Here is an 18,558-nt window from a genome sequence, read left to right as displayed (position 1 = left end):
GCCCGTGGACGGGCTCGGACAGGATGATCATGAAGTGAGGCCCAGGCGGCGACACGCCCCGGGCGTCAAGCGTCCTTCGGCGGGTTGTACATGAACTCCAGCCGGATGCCGTCGGCGTCCTCGACGAAGGAGGCGTAATACCGCTCGCTGTACCGCGGGTACTCCTTCGGCTCGCGCACCGCGGTCCATCCGGCGTCGAGGGCGAGGTCGTGGAGTCGGTCGACCTCCGCCCGCGACGGCACCGCGAAAGCCATGTGCTGCCAGCCGACGCGCCCGTGCCGGTGGGGCGCGGAATCGTCGTCCCACGTGTAGAGGATGATCTCGGTCTCCTCGCCGGTGTGCCAGGAGATCGAGTGATCGTCCTCGCCGCCGAGCTCATAGCCGAGCGCGGTGAGCACGGGATGGAACTGCGCGCGCCCGCGTTCGAGGTCGGCGACGGTGATGCCCAGGTGATCGAGGAGAGCCATGCGCCCAGTCTGTCAGCGCAGCACCTCCGTGTCAGTGCGGAGCGTGGTACTCGGCTTCGCCACGCTTCCAGTAGCCCTTCACGACGGCGTTCGCGCTGTCCACGTCCCAGCGCCCGAGCAGGGCCCGGCCGGGCTTCACGATGGACTGCTCGGCGGCGATGAAGACGAACGGGTCGTCTCCCACGACGTCGTCTGCGGTCAGCGCGTCGAGGAAGGCGATCAGCGCGGAGCCGGCCGGCGCGTCGCCGCGATGCAGCCACTCGACCGGCACCGGAGCGTCGATCTCGACCTCGCGACCCGCCGACACCGTCTCGATGACGATGCGTGCGGGGGTGCCCTCGGGGATGAGGGCGGCGAAGCGGCGGATCGCGGGGATGGCGGTCTCGTCGCCGAGGAGGAGCCAGGATCCCGGCTCTCCGGTGAGGACGGCGGCGCCGCGCGGCCCGCCGACGCCGATGGTCGACCCGAGCGGGGCGTTCGCGGCCCACGGGGCGGCCACGCCCTGATCGCCGTGCACGGCGAACTCGACGTCGAGCCAGTCGTCACCCCAGGCGAGGGGCGTGTACTCGCGGCTCGGGGCGGCGCGCAGCTCCTCCACCGAGTCCACGGGGCCGCTCGGAAAGAAGAGCCGCATGTGGTCGTCGGAGCCGGGGGAGTCGAAGCCGGCGAGGTCGGGCCCGGACAGGCGGACGCGCACGAAATCCGGAGCGAGCCACTCGCGGGCGCTCAGCGTGACGTTGCGGAAGCGCAGCTCGAGGCCGCGACGCTCGATCGAGAAACCGGATTTCGTATCGCTCATAAAGTAAGGCTAACCTAAAAACCGACGCGGTCGGCTCGCCCGCCCGTCGGACCGGCGCTCCACGAGAGCGCACACATCCCCGCAGAACAGGAGTCTCTCCATGTCCGTGCCCAGAATCCTCACCGCCACGAGCGTCGCTCTCGTCGGCCTGCTCGCCCTCTCCGGGTGCGCGTCCGGCGGCGAAGCCGAACCCGACGAGACGACGGCGGGATCGCGGACCGTGACCATCGAGGACAACACCGGCACGCACGAGATCACCACGCCGCCGACCTCGGTCGTCGCTCTGGACAACCGGACGTTCCAGACCCTCTCCGACTGGGGCATCGAGCTCTCCGCCGGTGCCGTCTCCCTGATGCCGGAGACCGTCTCCTACGCGAAGGACGAGGACGTCGTCGACATCGGCCTGCACACGGAACCCGACCTCGAGGCGATCGTGGCAGCCGACCCCGACCTCATCATCAGCGGGCAGCGGTTCACGCAGCACAACGAGGCCATCGCGGAGCTCGTCCCTGACGCCACGATCATCGACCTGGAGCCCCGGGACGGCGAGCCGTTCGACGAGGAGCTCAAGCGGCAGACCACCGTCCTCGGCGAGATCTTCGGCACGCAGGACGAGGCCCAGAAGCTCGTCGAGGAGTTCGACGCCGCGGTGGACCGTGCGAAGGCCGCCTACGACGACGCCGACACCGTCATGGCGGTGAACACCTCGGGCGGGCAGATCGGCTACCTCGCCCCGACCGTCGGCCGCTCCCTGGGCCCGATCTACGACATGCTGGGCCTCACGCCCGCACTGCAGGTCGACGACGCGAGCGACGACCACCAGGGCGACGAGATCTCGGTCGAGGCCATCGCCGCCTCGAACCCCGACTGGATCCTCGTGCTCGACCGCGACGCCGTGTTCGCGGCGGAGACGCCGGACTACGTGCAGGCGGCGGAGATCATCGAGAACTCCGAGGCGCTCACCGGCGTCACCGCGGTGAAGGACGACCAGATCGTCTACATGCCCACGGACACCTACCTCAACGAGAGCATCCAGACGTACACGACGTTCCTCAACGACCTCGCCGACGCGCTCGAGAAGAGCGCCGACAAGTAAGGGCTGTGCGGCGGCGTCCCGACCGGGGCGCCGCCGCCGGCATCCCCCCATGACCTCTCCTCTCCTCACAGCGACACCGCGATCGTCCGTACGGCTGTTCGATCCGAAGCTGCTCGTCGGCGTCCTCGTCGTGGCGGCACTCCTGGTGATCTCGCTCTTCACCGGCGTGTACGACATCGCGGGCGCGGACGACGGCGCGCAGATGTTCCAGATCACCCGCGTTCCCCGCACGATCGCGCTCGTGCTCGCCGGCGCGGCGATGGCGATGGCCGGCCTCGTGATGCAGCTGCTCACGCAGAACCGCTTTGTGGAGCCGACCACCACCGGGACCACGGAGTGGGCCGGACTCGGGCTCCTCACCGTGATGGTGCTCGTGCCGCAGCCCTCCCTTCCGCTGCGCATGGCCGGGGCCGTGCTCGCCGCGTTCGTCGGCACGATAGTGTTCTTCGCGTTCCTCCGGCGGGTGGCGTTGAAGTCGTCGCTCATCGTGCCCATCGTCGGCATCATGCTGGGCGCGGTGGTCGGCGCGATCACGACCTACTTCGCCCTCGTCACGAACTCGCTGCAGATCATCGGCGTCTGGTTCGCAGGCAGCTTCACCTCGGTCATGCGCGGCCAGTACGAGATGCTGTGGATCGTCGCGATCATCGGCGTCGTCGTCTTCCTCGTGGCCGACCGGCTGACGATCGCCGGGCTGGGGGAGGAGATCGCCACCAACGTCGGGGTGAACTACAACCGGATGATCCTGCTCGGCACCGCGCTGATCGCGGTGACGACCGGCGTGGTGACCGTGGTCGTCGGCAACCTCCCCTTCCTGGGGCTCATCGTCCCGAACATCGTCTCGATGGTCCGTGGTGACGACCTGCGCAGCAACCTGCCGTGGGTGTGTCTGCTCGGCATCGCGATCGTCACCGTCTGCGACATCATCGGCCGGACGATCATCATGCCGTTCGAGGTGCCGGTGTCGCTGATCCTCGGTGTCGTCGGCGCGGTCGTGTTCGTGCTCCTCCTCCTGCGGCAGCGTCGTCGTGGCTGAGCAGACGATGACGGCGACCGGGGCCCCGCGGACGACGCGGTCGGCCGGGGCGTTCACGACTCCGCGGGCGCGCCGCCGCTACATCGTCGTGCTGGTGGTGCTCGGCGTGATCACCCTCGGTTCCGCCTTCGGTCTCCTCGCCTGGGACAACCCTCTCCCCATCGGCACCCCCGGCTTCTGGCGCATCGCGCAGCACCGCGCGACCGCGGTGGTCGTGATGGCCCTCGTCGCGGTCGCCCAGGCCGTCGCCACGGTCAGCTTCCAGACGGTCACGAACAACCGGATCATCACTCCCTCGATCATGGGCTTCGAGTCGTTGTACCGCGTCGTCCAGACCACGACCGTGTACCTCTTCGGCGTCGCGGGGTTGGTGGCGATCCAGGGGGTCGGCCAGTTCGCGCTTCAGGTGCTCATCATGGTCGGGCTCGCCGTCGTCCTCTACGGGTGGCTGCTCTCGGGCCGGTACGGCAACCTCCAGATCATGCTGCTCGTGGGCATCGTGATCGGAGGAGGTCTCGGGGCGATCGCCACCTTCATGCAGCGGCTGCTCACCCCCAGCGAGTTCGATGTGCTCGCCGCCCGGCTGTTCGGCAACGTCTCCAACGCCGATCCCTCGTACCTCCCGCTCGCGATCCCGCTCGTGATCGCGGCCTCGACCCTCCTGTGGCTGCGGTCTCGCCGGTTGAACGTCCTCGCGCTCGGCCCCGATGCCGCGCGGTCGCTGGGGCTCGACCACCGCCGGGAGCAGTTCCTCGTCCTGACGCTCGTCGCCGTGCTGATGGCCACCTCCACCGCCCTGGTCGGGCCGATGACCTTCCTCGGCTTCCTCGTGGCGACGCTCGCCTACCAGTTCGCCGACACGCACGACCATCGGCTGATCTTCCCCGTCGCCGTCCTCACCGCGTTCTCGATCCTGGCGGGGGCGTACTTCGTCATGAAGAACGTCTTTTACGCGCAGGGCATGGTCTCGATCCTCATCGAGATCGTGGGCGGCACCGTGTTCCTCATCGTCATCCTCCGAAAGGGCAGACTGTGATCGCACTCGACGGCGTCCGCCGTGACTACAGCAGCGAGGTGGCGATCGGCCCCGTCGACCTCCGTATCCCGACCGGCGGGATCACGGCCCTCATCGGGCCGAACGGTGCCGGCAAATCGACGCTCCTGACCATGATCGGCCGGCTGAACGGGATGGACGCCGGAGCCATCGAGATCGCGGGGCTCGACGTCGCCTCGACGAAGTCGAAGGATCTGGCCAAGGTGGTCTCGATCCTCCGCCAGGAGAACCACTTCGTGACCAGGCTCACGGTGCGGCAGCTCGTGGGTTTCGGCCGCTTCCCGCACTCCCAGGGCCGGTTGACGAGGGCCGACGAGGAGGTCATCAGCCAGGCGATCGACTTCCTCGATCTGGGGGCGCTCGAGGGGCGCTACCTCGACGAGCTCTCCGGCGGGCAGCGGCAGCGGGCCTACGTGGCCATGGTCCTCGCGCAGGACACGGAGTTCGTGCTGCTGGACGAGCCCCTCAACAACCTCGACATGCGGCACGCCGTGCAGATGATGAAGCACCTGCGGCGCGCGGCAGAAGAGCTGGGGCGGACGATCGTCATCGTGCTGCACGATATCAATTTCGCCGGACACTACGCCGACCACATCTGCGCCATGAAGGACGGCCGGGTGGTGGAGTTCGGCACCCCGGCCGAGATCATGACGGACGACGTGCTGAGCCGCGTGTTCGACACCCCGGTGCAGGTCGTGGAGGGACCTTCCGGCCCCCTCGCCGTCTACTACTGACGGGCGTCAGAGCTCGACGCCATGGTCCTCGTCGTTCACGCCCGCGTTGTGACCGCGGCGGGACTCGTAGCCGAGAAACCAGCCGAACCACACGATCGCGGCGAGCAGCACGCCCAGCCAGACGTTCTGGAAGATGAGGCCGAGGACGACACCGGCGATCAGCAGGCCGACCGTGACGAAGATGCGCAGGGCGGTACGGGACATGCGCTCAGCATACGTCGGCCGCTGCGGGAACGGGCTGGTCAGCGTCGGCGGTGGTCTTCCGGGGCGAGCCGGGGTCCGCGCCGCGCCTCGGCGACGCCGCTCGCGAAGATGAGCCGGATGACGCGCTGCCGGTGGCCGGCCCAGGGTGCGAGCAGTTCGACCATGCCGGCATCGTCCGTGCGGTGCCCGGTCAGGGCATGCCCGACCTCGTGCGCCAGATGGTAATCGCCCACGCTGACGGCATCGGGGTCGCCCAGCGCGCGGATCCGGGTCTCCGCGGCGGTCCAGACCCCGACTCCGGGCAGGCTCGTGAGCACGCGGTCACGGTCAGCGCCGGTCGTGGCCGCTCGGACGGCAGCGGCGATGCGATCGCCGCGCTCTGCGGCCCGCACGATGGTCTTCGACTGCGGCGGCTCCACGCCGGCGCGATGCCATGCCCAGGACGGGATGCGTCGCCACTGCGCCGCCGTGGGAGCGACGGCCATCGGTCGCGGCGTCGGCCCCGGTGCCGGGTCGCCGTAGCGCGAGACGAGGTACCTCCAGGCGCCGAAGGCCTGCATGGAGGTGACCTTCTGCTCGAGGATGCCGCAGGCCAGGGCATCGAAGACCTCGTCCGTGCGCGCGAGCCGGATGCCGGGGTGTCGCCGGGCTGCCTCGGCGATGAGGGGGTGCAGGGAGGGATCGAAGCCGGTCGGGTCGTCGCCGGCGCCGCACAGCGTCGGCACGAGGGCGAGGGCGTGCTCGGCGCCCGGACCCCAGGCGGTCGCCTTGACCTCGTTCCCCGACATCCGCAGCGCCAATGTCGACGGACCCTGTGGCGTGCGGACCGCGCGCCAGATGACGGGGCCGTCGAAGACCGTCGTCGGATCGGTGCCGCCGCGACGCAGCATGCCGACGGTGCGCCGGAGATCGAGCGGGTGCGGCGGGCGGTACGTCGTCTCCCGCGGGACATCCGCGCGGACGGCGCCCGCCGTCGCGGGGGCGGCGGCGAGGGTCATGCGCCCACCCTACGCGCGACTCCTGACACAGGCCTCCGGGCTGAGCAGAGCGGGTCAGAAGCGGTCGGGCGACGGGGTTCCGTGGCCGTAGCGGATGACGACATCGGCATGACGGTCGAAGCGGTAGCCGATGCCGCGCACGGTACGGACGATGTCCTCGTAGCGGCCGAGCTTCGCCCGCAGTCGCCGCACGTGCACATCGATCGTGCGCTCGCCCGGGGTCTCGTCGTCCTGGGCCTGCCACAGGGCGGCGACGAGTTCGCTGCGCTCGATCGTGCGCCCCTCGCGGAGGACGAGGTACTGCAGCAGCTCGAACTCCTTGTAGGTGAAGGCGGCGGACTCGCCGTCGATGAGCACGCGCTTGCGGGAGATGTCGACGGTGACGCCGGACTCCTCGGGCGTGGTCTCCTCCTCGGCGGCGGCCTTGGTGCGGGCGATCGCGCCGGGCTCCTGCAGGGCGAGACGCACGACGTCCAGGTCTCGGCCGCCGGAGCCGTGCGGGGCGAGGGCGACGGTGGCGTGGGTCTCGGCGCCGGGCGCGAGCTCGGCCAGCGTGCGGCGGAGGGCGTCGACGAGCAGCGGAAGGCTCACACCGGCTTCGGCGGCCTTGATCTCGTCCAGGCCGACGTAGAGGGCGAAGCCGCGGGGCGAGCGGACGGCGGGGAGGTCGGCGCCGGCCGGGGCCAGCGGAGCCGACGACTCGGCGGGTCGGACGGTGCGGTTCAGGGCGGTGACGGCGGGACGCTCGAGAAGGGCGGAGTTCGACATGATGATGGGTCCTCAGGACGTGAGCCCGATGGGAGGGGGCTCGGATGCGTTGCACGAATGACCGGCGGAGCCGGGGAAGCGAGCACGGGTGTGTGCTCGGGACGCTGCTCTCGCAGATGGCGAGGAGTCAGGTCAGGCGAGGTGGCTGTTCGTTCAGCGACACATTCGGCAACACATGTCAACGCGACCGGGCATCATCATCCCGGCAGTCCCGTTCGCCTCCTGGGCGGACAAAGGGCGTGCGTTGATGGTCATGGGGGGATTATGTCCGATCGTGACGGGACATGTCAAAACGCCCGGGCGCGTCGCAAGAGGCGTAACGTGACACGGATGACGATCTCGCACACCGTCGGCGGCTTCATCCTGACCGACGAGAAGGACGCATCGCGGTACACCCTCACGCGCGACGGGAAGCTCGTCAGCGTGCTCGACTACCGGGACGACGGCCAAACGGTCGCGCTCACCCGGGCCTATACGGTCCCGGCATTCCGCGGAAACGGGTATGCCGGGAAGGTTGTCGAGGGGGCCGTGGCCGACATCGCGGAGCGCGGCGACCGCAAGGTGGACGCCGTCTGCTGGTACGTGGCGGAGTGGTTCGCCGCGCACCCCGAGCAGTCGGGCCTTCTCCGCACGCGCTGACCTTCGGCCTGTATGACGAACTGTTACGGCCGCCGCCTGCGAGGATGAGGGCATGAGACTCGCCGAAGCCCTCGCCGCCCGCGCCGACCTGCAGCGCCGCATCGAGCAGCTGCGGGCGCGCATCGTCGCGAACGCCCGGTATCAGGAGGGTGAGGAGCCCGCCGAGGATGCGGCGGCGCTGATCGAAGAGGCGGAGGGCGCGTTGACCCGGCTGCAGAGCCTGATCCGACGCATCAACGCGACGAACGCCCGCCTCGACCTCGGCGCGGACGGGACGATGACCGATGCGCTCGCCGCGCGGGACGTGCTGCGCCTGCGCCATGCCGTGCTCACGGACGCGGCGGCCGCGGCCTCGGGGGCGAGCGAGCAGTACCTGCGCCAGATGCGCTCGGAGCTGCGGCAGGTGTCGGCGCTGCCCGTCGCCGCGCTGCGTGCGCGGGCGGATGCGGTCGCCCAGGAGCTCCGAGAGCTCGACAACCGGATCCAGCAGGCGAACTGGTCGCACGACCTCGAGGAGGAGAGCGGAAGTCGGTAGTCGCGGCGGAGCGGGCACAACCCTCAGCCGGCGGGGCAAGCCGGCCCCTGTGGGCGGAGGGCAGCCCTGATCTCGCATCGCGCAGCCCCGCACGCCGCACAGGTGAAGGTGCACAGCGCATCTCGCATCACCACGTGCCGGTCGCCGCGACGAGGGTGGGTCAGGGGACCTTCCGCTTCCTCCTCGTGCCTCGGGAGACGGCGCTCCCGGCACGCCTCGGAGGGAATGTCCGAGGGTCTTCGTACCGTGGGGGTATGCGGATCCTGCACACCTCGGACTGGCACATCGGCCGGACGTTCCATGGCAACTCGACCATGGATGCGCTGGCCGAGGTGCTCGCCGCCCTGACCGCGCAGGTCAGGGAGCACGAGGTCGACGTCGTGATCGTCGCGGGCGACGTGTTCGACTCCGCCACGCCCTCGGCCGCCGCGTACACGCTGCTGGGCGACGCCCTCGTCGGTCTCCACGAGACGGGTGCGCGGGTGGTCGTCACCAGCGGGAACCACGATTCGGCCGCGCGGCTGGGGTTCCAGGCCCGGCTGCTGCGCGACGGCATCCACGTGCTCACCGACCCCCTCGCGGTCGGTACCCCCGTCACGATCGACGACGCCCACGGTCCGGTGCACTTCTTCGGGATTCCGTATCTGGAGCCCGCGATCGTCCGTCAGCATTGGCCGGAGGGTGACGCCGAGGGTCGGCAGCTGCGCACGCAGGCGCAGACCATGACGCACGCTATGACCCTCGTCCGCGCAGGCATGCAGAAGCACGCAGGCCGTGCGGTCGCGATCGCCCACTGCTTCGCTGCGGGAGTGGAGCCGACGGAGGGTCTGGAGCGCGAGGTGCGACAGGGCGGTCTCGACGTCGTGCCGCTCCGGGCGTTCGACGGCCCCGACTACGTCGCACTAGGTCATATCCACGGTCGTCAGCAGGTGAGCGAGCGGGTGCGATACGCCGGCGCTCCGCTGCACTACAGCTTCGGCGAGCAGCAGAAGCCGCGCGGCTCCTGGCTCGTCGACCTCGACGCCGACGGACTCGCGGGCGTCGAGTGGCTGGAGCTGCCGGTTCCGCGGCGCCTGGTCACTCTGACCGGCACCTTTGAAGGAATCCTCTCCGCAGAGAACATCGCCGCGCACGCCGACGCCTGGGTGTGCGCCGTCTACACCGACGCCGTACCGCAGACCGAGCCCATGCGTCGGCTCCGCGAGGCGTACCCGCACTGCGCCATGGTGCTCCATCAGCCCGCGGTGGTCGCGGGCATGCAGGAGCGCTCGTACGGTGAGCGGCTGCGCTCCGCGGTGACCGATGCCGACCGGATCGAGGCGTTCCTCGAGCACGTGCGGGCCGGCCACGGAGCCACCGAGGTCGAACGCGAGCTGATCCGTGAGGTGCTCGACGACCGGGTCCGCGCGGAAGCCCTCGTCTAGTGCGGCTGCATCGACTGGAGGTCGAGGGGTTCGGCCCCTTCCGTGCCCGGCAGACCGTGGACTTCGACGCCTTCGCCGACGACGGGATCTTCCTCATCGCCGGCCGCACGGGAGCGGGGAAGTCGAGCATCCTCGATGCGGTCTGCTTCGGGCTGTACGGCGGGGTGCCGCGGTACGACGGCGGGGAGAAGAGGCTCCGCAGCGACCACAGCGAACCGGACGACCCCTCCGAGGTCGTCGTCGAGTTCAGCACGCCGTCCGGCCGCTACCGGGTCACGCGGTCCCCCGAGTACCTCCGGCCGGCCCGGCGGGGAGGAGGCCTGACCAAGCAGGCGGCGGCGGTCTCCCTGGAGGAGCTCACGGACGATGGCTGGGTCGGACGCGCGGCGCGGGCGGTCGACGTGGCGCACGAGCTCGATGACATCCTCCAGCTCAGCCGCGAGCAGTTCCTGCAGGTGATCCTGCTGGCCCAGAACCGGTTTTCGGAGTTCCTGCTCGCAGGCAGCAGGGACCGGCAGGCGCTGCTGCGCCGGCTCTTCGGCACCGAGCGTTTCGAAGACGTGCAGGCCCGGTTCGACGAGCGGCGGCGCCACGCCGAGCAGAGCCTCGGGGCGCGTCTCGCCACGGTGTCCGCCCGGCTGGACGAGGCCGAGCGTCTGGTGGCGGATGCCGACCTCGGGCGCGATGCCGGCGACGCCGACGGCGAGGTCGGACCGGAGGCGCAGGGGGAGGGCCTCACGACGGCCGATCGCCTGGCGGAGCTGGAACGGGCGCAGGCTCGCGCTGCGTACCGGGCGGAACGGCGCGCTGCCGAGCGTCAGGAGGCGGAGAAGCGGTTCGAGGCCGCCGATGCTGTTCTGGCCGCCGCACGGGAGGATCAGCGTGCCCAGAGCGAGCGGGACCGTGCCCGTGCGACGATGGCGCGCCTGGACGCCGAGGAGGAAGCCATCGCCGAGGCGAAGGCGGAGCTCGCCAGGGCGCGGGCGGCCGAGGTGCTGCGGTCCTCGATCACCGCGGCCGACCGTGCCGGGACGGCGGCTGATGACGCGGTGGCTGCGGAGAAGCGCGCACGGGCGGACTGGGATCAGCTCGGTGTCGAGACCGACGACCTCGATGCGTGGATCGCCGACCGGACACGGGCATCCGGGGTCTGGGAGCGCGCCGTCGCGCTGGAGGCCGAGACGCCGCGCCGCGCCGCCGAGCGCGTCACCGCAGAAGAGGCCGTCGCCGCCGCCGAGCGCCGGTGCGCCGACGGCGAGGCGGAGCGCGCGGCGCTGCCCGGGCGGATCGCCGCCGTCACCGCGGAGCGGGATGACGCCCGTCGGCTCGGCGATCGGGTCCCCGCCGCGGAGGGCGCGCGCGTCGCTGCCGAGCTCCGCCGCGAGGCGGCGGAAGAGGCGGCACGTCTGCAGCTGGAGTGCGCCGCGGCCGAACGGGTTCTCGCCGAGGCGACGTCCGTGCAGGCCGCCGCGCAGTCGGCTCTCGCCGATCTGCGCCAGCGCCGGATCGACGGCATGGCCGGGGAGCTGGCGTCCGCTCTCATCGAGGATCACCCCTGCCCGGTGTGCGGGGCGCGGGAGCATCCGGCTCCGGCAGACCACAGTGCCGCGGTCTCTCTAGAGGACATCGCGGCTGCGGAGACCCGGAGAGACGAGACGGCGCGCCGCGAGCAGCAGGCGGCGGCGACCTGCACGTCGCTGCAGGTCGAGCTCGCTGCGGCTCTGGCGCGCGCGGACGGACGAGACGTCGAGACGTCGAAGGCCGAGCTCGATGCCGCCGTGGCCGCCGAGAAGGAGGCCCTCGCCGCGGCCGAGACCGCGCGGCTGCGCGACGGCGAGCTCGTCGAGCTCGGTGCGCAGCAGGATGCGCTCGAGGAGCGGCGCGTCCAGGACGAGGCGGCCCTCGCCCAGGCCCGCGAGCAGCTCGCCCTGGTCGTCCAGCGCGACGAGGCCGCCCGCGCGGCGATCGACGAGGCGCGAGGCAGCTATGCGTCGGTCTCTGAGCGCGTGACGGAGGCCACCACCCACCTCGCCGTCGCCCGCCGCCTCCTCGACGCCGAAGCCGAAACGGCGCGGAGGCAGCAGGCCGCGGCGGAGGCGGCTGCCGAGAGGGATGCCGCGCTCGACGCCTCCGAGTTCTCCGACGTCGAGGCCGCCACCGCGGCGCTGCGCCCGCCGGCCGTGCAGACGGAACTGGACGAGCGGGTGACGACGCACGCGGTGCAGCGCGAGAAGGAGCGCGCCCTCCTCTTCGACCTCGAGCTGCGGACGCTGCCCGAGGAGCCCATCGACCTCGCGCCGGTCGAGCAGGCCGCCCGCGAGGCCAGGGCGGCGTGGTCGACGGCCGTCGACGAGGCCACCAGGGCGGCGGGCGACGCGGTGCGGCTGGCCGGCCTCATCGACGCCGCGAAGGACGAGCACGCCCGCACGGCAGCGGATGCCGCGGAGTTCGAGGTGCTCCAGGCTCTCGCGGACACGATCGCCGGACGCGGAGCGAACACCCGCAAGATGACGTTGGAGACCTTCGTGCTGGCGGCGGAGCTCGAGGAGATCGTCGACGCCGCGAACCGCCGGCTCCACGACATGTCCGAAGGACGCTACCGTCTGCAGCACTCCGATGCGCTGGCTGCGCGCGGGGCCGCCTCCGGGCTGGGCATCGTGGTCGCCGACGCCTTCACCGGGCAGACCCGTCCGCCGCAGTCCCTCTCGGGCGGCGAGACCTTCCTCACCTCCCTCGCGCTCGCCCTCGGTCTGGCCGAGGTCGTGACGGCCCGCGCCGGAGGCATCCGCCTGGACACGCTCTTCATCGACGAGGGTTTCGGTTCCCTCGACGGCGACACGCTCGACGTCGCGATGCGCACGCTCGACGAGCTGCGACAGGGCGGCCGCACGGTCGGCGTCATCAGCCACGTCGAGGCCATGCAGGAGCAGATCCCCGCGCAGCTCACGGTCCGTGCGCTGCCGAACGGACCGAGCGTCATCGAGACGCGCTGAGGTCAGACCCCGTACTCGGTGCGGATCACCTCGCGCAGCTCGATGCTGCACCGCGCGATGGCCTCGCGGAAGTCGGCCAGGGCGCCGTCCTCCGCCTGATCGGAGACGGCGCGGAACGCCCGGATGGGCACGCCGAACTGCCCCGCCACCCAGATGTAGGCGTAGGTCTCCATGTCCACCAGCGCCGCACCCATCGGCCGGATCACGGCGGTGACCTCGGCGTCGTTCACGAAGTGGTCACCCGTGGCGATCACGACGCCCTCGCGGCCCGTGGTCACCTGCGGCGGAAGCGAGACATGCCGTCCGACGACGCCGTCCAGGTCGATCACGTCGTGCTGAACAGCGGTCGCGATCTCGTGTACCGCGTACGCACGCCCCTTCTCGATGGAGCCCGCGGTGCCGACGACGACGACCTCGTCGTAGCTCTTCGCGTCCAGGGCACGAGTCAGCGCGTACGTCGCCGGCAGCTTCCCCGGGCCCGTGACAAGCCGGTCGAAGCCGTCGAGCTCCTCGGGGAAGGCGGACAGTTCGGACTCGAGGGCGGCGACGAGGAGCTTCACCGTCTCAGTCTGTCAGGTCGCCGCTGGATAGCTCGTCCGCGCGGTGGCGTGACCCGCACGAAACACGGAAGGGGGATACTGGAGCCGAACCGATGAGCGGAGGACAACGTGTCGTTGCAGAAGCAGATCGCGGAAGACCTGGGCGCCCGGCCCGACATCGATCCCGAAGCGGAGGTGGAGCGTCGCGTCGGCTTCCTCGCGGACTATCTGCGCACGACCGGCGCGAAGGGCTTCGTCCTCGGCATCTCCGGCGGACAGGACTCGACGCTCGCGGGGCGCCTCGCCCAGCTCGCAGTGGAGCGCGTGCGTGCCGAGGGCGGGGAGGCGACCTTCCTCGCCGTCCGCCTGCCCTATCGCGTCCAGCACGACGCCGACGACGCCCAGGCCGCGCTGGACTTCATCGCGCCGGACTCCTCGATCGAGGTGAACATCCAGAACGGCGTCGAGGGCGTCGAGAAGGACATCGAGTCCGCCGTCTCCAGCGACATCTCCGATTTCAACCGCGGCAACATCAAGGCGCGCCTCCGCATGGTCACGCAGTACGCGCTCGCCGGGCATGAGGGGCTGATCGTCATCGGCACCGACCACGCCGCCGAAGCCCTCACCGGGTTCTACACGAAGTTCGGCGACGGAGCGGCTGATGTCCTCCCGCTGGCCGGACTCACGAAGCGACAGGGGCGCGCCCTGCTCCAGTTCCTCGACGCTCCGGAGCGCTTGGCCTTCAAGGTCCCCACTGCCGACCTCCTCGACGACCAGCCGGGGCGCACGGACGAGGACGAGCTGGGGCTGACGTACGAGCAGATCGACGATTTCCTCGAAGGGCGGGAGGTCGACCCCGAGGTCGCCGGCCGCATCGAGGCGCGGTACCTCGCGACCCAGCACAAGCGTCACCTGCCGGTGACCCCCGACGACACCTGGTGGCGCTGACCGCGACACGTCGTGCGGGACCGCCCGCTTTTCGCCGTGTCGGATGCCGCGGATAGTGTCGAAGCAGCCGACAGAACGGGAGAATCGTGCGGATCGACACAGAGGCGCAGCGGGTCATCTGGAGCGCGAGCGACCTCAAGGCGGCCGCCGAGTGCGAGTTCGCATGGTCGCGGGCGATCGACGCGAAACTGGGTCGGGTCCCCGCCGTCGAGGAGCCGGAGGACGCGACGCTCCTCCGCGCCGCTCAGCTGGGAGACGTGCACGAGCAGAACGTGCTCGACCGCTACATCCGGGAGCTCGGCGACGAACGGGTGCATCGGATCGCCAAGGTCTCCTCGAGCGATCCTGAGGCCCTCGCGGCCGCCGTCGATGAGACGCTGAGCGCTCTACGGTCCGACGCACTGGTCGTCTTCCAGGCAGCCTTCGCCACCGACGAGTTCGTCGGGTTCGCCGACTTCCTCCGCCGCGATGCGGACGGGCGCTGGCGTGTGCAGGACTCCAAGCTCGCGCGAAAGGCCCGAGTGACCGCGCTCATGCAGCTCGCGGCATATGTCGACCAGCTCGACCGGCTCGGCATCCCCCGAGCGGATGAGGTCGACCTCATCCACGGGGACAACAGCGTCAGCACGCACGCGGTCGACGACCTCCTTCCGCTGTTCCGGGTTCGCCGGTCGCGGCTGCGGGCTCTCATCGCGGACCGCGCCGTGGCCGATGGTGCCGCCGGGGCGCCCCTCGCGTGGGGTGACGACCGCGGCGACCTGCGCGTGGTCGCCTGCGGGCGCTGCGCCACCTGCGAGGAGCAGGTGCTGGCTCACCGGGACCTCCTCATGGTCGCCCGCATGCGTCCGGTGCAGCGGGCCCGTCTCCGCGCCGCCGGGATCCTCACGATCGACGACCTAGCTGCGGCGACGCAGGCCCCCGAGGGCATGAACGTCGACACCTTCGAGAACCTCCGCGCCCAGGCCCGCGTGCAGCTGCGGGCGGATGCCGAGGGCGCGGCGACGTACGACGTGCACTACGCCGCGGCGATCCACACCCTCCCGGTGCCCAGCCACGGCGACATCTTCTTCGACTTCGAGGGCGATCCCCTGTACACCGAGCCCGCCCCCGACGGCGAGGCGGAGTGGGGCATCGACTATCTGTTCGGCTGGGTCGACAACGCCGACCAGTACACCGCGCTCTGGGCGCACTCGTTCGCGGAGGAGCGGCGGGCGCTGGAGACCTTCCTCGACTTCGTGAAGGTGCGCCGCGCCGCGCACCCCGGCATGCACATCTACCACTACGCCCCCTACGAGACCTCGCATCTGGTCGCGATGGCCGCCCGCCACGGCGTGCGCGAGGGCGAGGTGGACCGTCTGCTCCGCGAAGGCGTGTTCGTCGACCTGTACCCGCTGGTGCTGCGCACCGTGCGGGTCGGTTCGCGGTCCTATTCCATCAAGAAGCTCGAGCCGCTCTACATGGGGGAGGACGTGCGCACGAGCGACGTCCAGAAGGGCGACGACTCCATCGTGCAGTACGTCGCGGCGCGGGAGCTCGCGGCAGCGGGCGCGCAGACCGAGGCCGACGCCGTGCTCGCCGACCTCGCCGACTACAACCGCTACGACTGCGTCTCGACCCGCCGGCTGCGCAACTGGCTCATCGAGATCGCCCGCGCAGAGGGCGTCACGCCGGCCCCGCCGGACGATGCGGACGAGGTCATCTACGAGCCATCGCCGCGTTCGCTCGCTCTGCTCGGCGACGCGGAGCGTGCGGTGGAGGCCGGTGACGACGGGCTCGTGCACCGGATCGCGGCGGCCGCCATCGACTACTTCCCCCGCGAGGCGAAGAGCTTCTGGGTCGCGCACTTCCAACGGCTGCGGGAGCCGGTCACCATGTGGGACGGCACGCGCGATGTGGTGAAGGTCGATGCCACCCGCTCGCGGGTGCGCCGCGACTGGAGCATCGGCGAAGGCCGCCGAGTGCTGTCGCGGGAGCTCGAGATCCGCGGCGAGGTGTCCCCGGGCACGACGCTCGGCCCCGGCGCGCAGCCGTTCGCGCTCTACGACGTCCCGGCCCCGTTCGACACCGACGTCCCGTCGCGGGCCGTGCACGTGCCGCACGGGGTCACAGTCGTCGAGGTGCTGGACGACGGGTACCTCGTGGTCGAGTCCGCCGTGCAGGGACAGACCTGGGACGACCTCCCCGTCGCCCTCACCCCTGCCGCGCCGCCTCGGGTGGTGTCGCTGCAGCAGGCGATCGACGAATGGGCCGACGCGGTGCACGCGGCCGCCCCGGGCTTTCCCGAGGACGCGGCCACCGACATCCTCCGCCGCCTGCCTCCGCGCACGGTGTCGGGGAACGCGCTTCCGGCCGCCGGGGATGACACGATCGACGCGATCGTCCGCGGAGTCCTCGACCTCGACCGCAGCTACCTCGCGGTGCAGGGCCCCCCGGGCACGGGGAAGACCTACACCGGCTCGCAGGTGATCGCCCGGCTCGTCAACGAGCACGGCTTCCGCATCGGCGTCGTCGCGCAGTCCCACGCGATCATCGAGACGCTGCTGGAGCGCGTCGTCGCCGACGGCGTCGCCCCGGGTCAGGTGGCGAAGTGCCCCAAGGATGCCGACGCCGATCCGGGCTACACGGTGATCCCGAAGACCGGGATGGCCGCCTTCCTGGCCGAGCACGGGAACGAGGGTGCCGTCGTGGGCGGCACCGCGTGGGACTTCAGCAACACCCAGCGGGTGGCCAGGGGAGAGCTCGACCTGCTCGTGATCGACGAGGCCGGACAGTTCTCGCTCGCCTCGACCATCGCGGTCGCCGCCGGTGCGCAGCGGCTCCTGCTCCTCGGCGACCCCCAGCAGCTGCCTCAGGTCAGCCAGGGCGCCCACCCGGAGCCGGTGGACACCTCTGCGCTCGGCTGGGTGATGGACGGCGATCCCGTCGTGCGTCCGGAGTACGGCTACTTCCTCGCCCGTTCCTGGCGGATGCACCCGTATGTCGCGGCTCCGGTGTCGAAGCTCGCCTACGCCGGGAAGCTCGCGTCCGCTCCCGGTACCGAGCGGCGCGCGGTCGAGGGCATCGACCCGGGCCTGCACGTGGTGCCGCTGCGGCACCGCGGCAACGCGACCCAGTCCCCGGAGGAAGCCGCAGAGGTGGTGCGTATCGTCCGCGACCTCGTCGGCCGCACCTTCCACGACAACGACGCGGAGGGCAGCGTCCGCCCGCTGACGCCGGAGGACATCATCGTGGTGGCGCCTTACAACGCGCAGCGGCAGCTCGTGCACGATGCGCTCGCGGCGGCCGGTTTCGGCGGGGTCCCGGTGGGGACGGTCGACAACTTCCAGGGCAAGGAGGCGGTCGTCTCTATCACGACGCTCGCCGCGTCGAGCGGTCGGGATGCCCCGCGGGGCCCGGAGTTCCTGCTGCTGCAGAACCGCCTCAACGTCGGCGTCTCCCGTGCCATGCACACGGCGTACGTCGTCTACTCGACGGGGCTCCTGGAGGACCTGCCTCGCACGCCGGACGGCGTCGCGCGGCTCAGTGCGTTCGCGCGTCTGGTCGGCGCGGCCTGACGGGCGGGCTCGCCTGCTTCCGCCTCGAGGGGGGTCAGACGGTGCCGTAGAGGCGGTCGCCGGCGTCGCCGAGTCCGGGCACGATGTACCCCTGCTCGTTGAGCCGCTCGTCGACGGCACCGAGCACGAGGGTCACATCGCGGTCGCCCACCTGCTTCTCGATGGCCGCGAGACCCTCCGGAGCGGCGAGGATGCAGATCGCGGTGACATCCTGCGCCCCGCGGGCGAAGAGGAAGTCGATGGCGGCGCCGAGCGAGCCTCCGGTGGCGAGCATGGGGTCGAGCACGAAGCACTGCCGGTCGCTGAGATCCGTCGGGAGGCGTTCGGCGTAGGTCGTCGGCTCGAACGTCTTCTCGTCCCGCGCCATCCCGAGGAAGCCCACCTCGGCCGTGGGGAGGAGCTTGACCATGCCCTCCAGCATCCCGAGCCCGGCACGCAGGATCGGGACGACGAGCGGACGCGGCTCGCTGATCTTGACGCCGATCGTCGTGGTGACGGGGGTCTGGATCTCGTGGTCCTCGACGCGGACCGAACGGGTCGCCTCGTAGGCCAGGAGGGTGACCAGTTCCTCGGTCAGCTGCCGGAAGACCGGCGACGAGGTGTGCGCGTCGCGCAGGACCGTGAGCTTGTGGGTGATGAGCGGGTGGTCGGCGACGTGGACACGCATGGGACCAGGTTACCGGGGCCTACTCTGATGCTGTGACTGTCTCGGCCCACGACTCCGCCGCGATGGACCGCGCCCTGCAGCTCGCCGCCGCGGCCGGCGCCGC

17 protein-coding genes are annotated in these 18,558 nt (G+C 71.0%); 10 read left to right on the top strand and 7 right to left on the bottom strand.

From position 1 onward, the window contains the following. Positions 1-65 precede the first annotated feature (65 nt). Together B2W79_RS06880 and B2W79_RS06875 are read right to left on the bottom strand one after the other, a co-directional pair. Positions 66-467 carry a VOC family protein gene (locus tag B2W79_RS06880; protein ID WP_292788124.1) on the bottom strand — a complete coding sequence of 134 codons (402 nt, stop codon included), beginning with the start codon at positions 465-467 and terminating at the stop codon, positions 66-68. 31 nt (positions 468-498) lie between these two features. Next, positions 499-1,266, bottom strand: a complete 768-nt coding sequence (locus B2W79_RS06875) for a siderophore-interacting protein (RefSeq protein WP_292788122.1) — start codon at positions 1,264-1,266, stop codon at positions 499-501. Positions 1,267-1,366: 100 nt separating this feature from the next. On the opposite strand from B2W79_RS06875, the gene B2W79_RS06870 reads away from it, so the two are divergent. From B2W79_RS06870 to B2W79_RS06855, 4 genes are read left to right on the top strand one after another with little or no spacing between them, the layout of a single operon-like run. Beyond that, positions 1,367-2,362, top strand: a complete 996-nt coding sequence (locus tag B2W79_RS06870; protein ID WP_292788120.1) for a siderophore ABC transporter substrate-binding protein — start codon at positions 1,367-1,369, stop codon at positions 2,360-2,362. A 49-nt stretch (positions 2,363-2,411) separates the two neighbouring features. Further along, the gene (locus tag B2W79_RS06865) at positions 2,412-3,398 is read left to right on the top strand and encodes an ABC transporter permease (protein ID WP_292788118.1); all 987 of its coding nucleotides are present in this window, start codon (positions 2,412-2,414) and stop codon (positions 3,396-3,398) included. 7 nt (positions 3,399-3,405) lie between these two features. Next, positions 3,406-4,434: an iron chelate uptake ABC transporter family permease subunit gene (locus B2W79_RS06860; RefSeq protein ID WP_292788148.1), complete on the top strand. Its 1,029-nt coding sequence runs from the start codon at positions 3,406-3,408 to the stop codon at positions 4,432-4,434. Next, complete coding sequence (locus B2W79_RS06855) at positions 4,431-5,186, top strand: ABC transporter ATP-binding protein (protein ID WP_071327603.1); 756 nt, start codon at positions 4,431-4,433, stop codon at positions 5,184-5,186. Before B2W79_RS06860 ends, B2W79_RS06855 begins: the two co-directional genes overlap by 4 nt. 6 nt (positions 5,187-5,192) lie before the next feature. On the opposite strand, the gene B2W79_RS06850 is transcribed toward B2W79_RS06855, so the two are convergent. Genes B2W79_RS06850 through B2W79_RS06840 form a run of 3 tightly spaced genes read right to left on the bottom strand, consistent with a single transcriptional unit; the run spans position 5,193 to position 7,156 of the window. Beyond that, on the bottom strand, positions 5,193-5,390 hold the full coding sequence (locus B2W79_RS06850; protein ID WP_025104487.1) for a hypothetical protein: 198 nt from the start codon (positions 5,388-5,390) through the stop codon (positions 5,193-5,195). 38 nt (positions 5,391-5,428) lie between these two features. Beyond that, the gene (locus tag B2W79_RS06845) at positions 5,429-6,388 is read right to left on the bottom strand and encodes a DNA-3-methyladenine glycosylase family protein (protein ID WP_292788115.1); all 960 of its coding nucleotides are present in this window, start codon (positions 6,386-6,388) and stop codon (positions 5,429-5,431) included. A 54-nt stretch (positions 6,389-6,442) separates the two neighbouring features. Further along, complete coding sequence (locus B2W79_RS06840) at positions 6,443-7,156, bottom strand: winged helix-turn-helix domain-containing protein (RefSeq protein WP_292788113.1); 714 nt, start codon at positions 7,154-7,156, stop codon at positions 6,443-6,445. Between the two features lie 330 nt (positions 7,157-7,486). Here B2W79_RS06840 and B2W79_RS06835 point away from each other — a divergent pair, with 330 nt between their 5' ends. From B2W79_RS06835 to B2W79_RS06820, 4 genes are all read left to right on the top strand, one after another. Further along, positions 7,487-7,795, top strand: a complete 309-nt coding sequence (locus tag B2W79_RS06835; RefSeq protein WP_071327595.1) for a GNAT family N-acetyltransferase — start codon at positions 7,487-7,489, stop codon at positions 7,793-7,795. A gap of 52 nt (positions 7,796-7,847) precedes the next feature. Continuing rightward, entirely contained in the window at positions 7,848-8,330 is a 483-nt protein-coding gene (locus tag B2W79_RS06830) for a DIP1984 family protein (protein WP_071327594.1), read from the top strand. Positions 8,331-8,584: 254 nt separating this feature from the next. Then, positions 8,585-9,754, top strand: coding sequence for an exonuclease SbcCD subunit D (locus tag B2W79_RS06825; protein WP_292788109.1), 1,170 nt, complete (start codon positions 8,585-8,587; stop codon positions 9,752-9,754). Beyond that, on the top strand, positions 9,754-12,747 hold the full coding sequence (locus B2W79_RS06820) for an AAA family ATPase (RefSeq protein ID WP_292788107.1): 2,994 nt from the start codon (positions 9,754-9,756) through the stop codon (positions 12,745-12,747). The genes B2W79_RS06825 and B2W79_RS06820 overlap by 1 nt, the downstream gene beginning before the upstream one ends. Positions 12,748-12,749: 2 nt before the next feature. On the opposite strand, the gene B2W79_RS06815 is transcribed toward B2W79_RS06820, so the two are convergent. Continuing rightward, positions 12,750-13,307, bottom strand: coding sequence for a nucleoside phosphorylase (locus B2W79_RS06815; RefSeq protein WP_071328054.1), 558 nt, complete (start codon positions 13,305-13,307; stop codon positions 12,750-12,752). 108 nt (positions 13,308-13,415) lie between these two features. Here B2W79_RS06815 and nadE point away from each other — a divergent pair, with 108 nt between their 5' ends. Together nadE and B2W79_RS06805 are read left to right on the top strand one after the other, a co-directional pair. Next, positions 13,416-14,234 carry an ammonia-dependent NAD(+) synthetase gene (gene nadE / locus B2W79_RS06810; RefSeq protein WP_071327591.1) on the top strand — a complete coding sequence of 273 codons (819 nt, stop codon included), beginning with the start codon at positions 13,416-13,418 and terminating at the stop codon, positions 14,232-14,234. An 86-nt stretch (positions 14,235-14,320) separates the two neighbouring features. Next, positions 14,321-17,788: a TM0106 family RecB-like putative nuclease gene (locus B2W79_RS06805; RefSeq protein ID WP_292788104.1), complete on the top strand. Its 3,468-nt coding sequence runs from the start codon at positions 14,321-14,323 to the stop codon at positions 17,786-17,788. A gap of 34 nt (positions 17,789-17,822) precedes the next feature. On the opposite strand, the gene upp is transcribed toward B2W79_RS06805, so the two are convergent. After that, a complete protein-coding gene (upp, locus tag B2W79_RS06800; protein WP_028496993.1) occupies positions 17,823-18,455 on the bottom strand; it encodes a uracil phosphoribosyltransferase in 633 nt (210 codons plus the stop codon). Between the last annotated feature and the right edge of the window lie 103 nt (positions 18,456-18,558).

Source organism: Microbacterium sp. UBA7513, assembly GCF_002478345.1.
Classification (GTDB): domain Bacteria; phylum Actinomycetota; class Actinomycetes; order Actinomycetales; family Microbacteriaceae; genus Microbacterium.
This window is presented reverse-complemented; position numbering and strand designations above follow the sequence as displayed.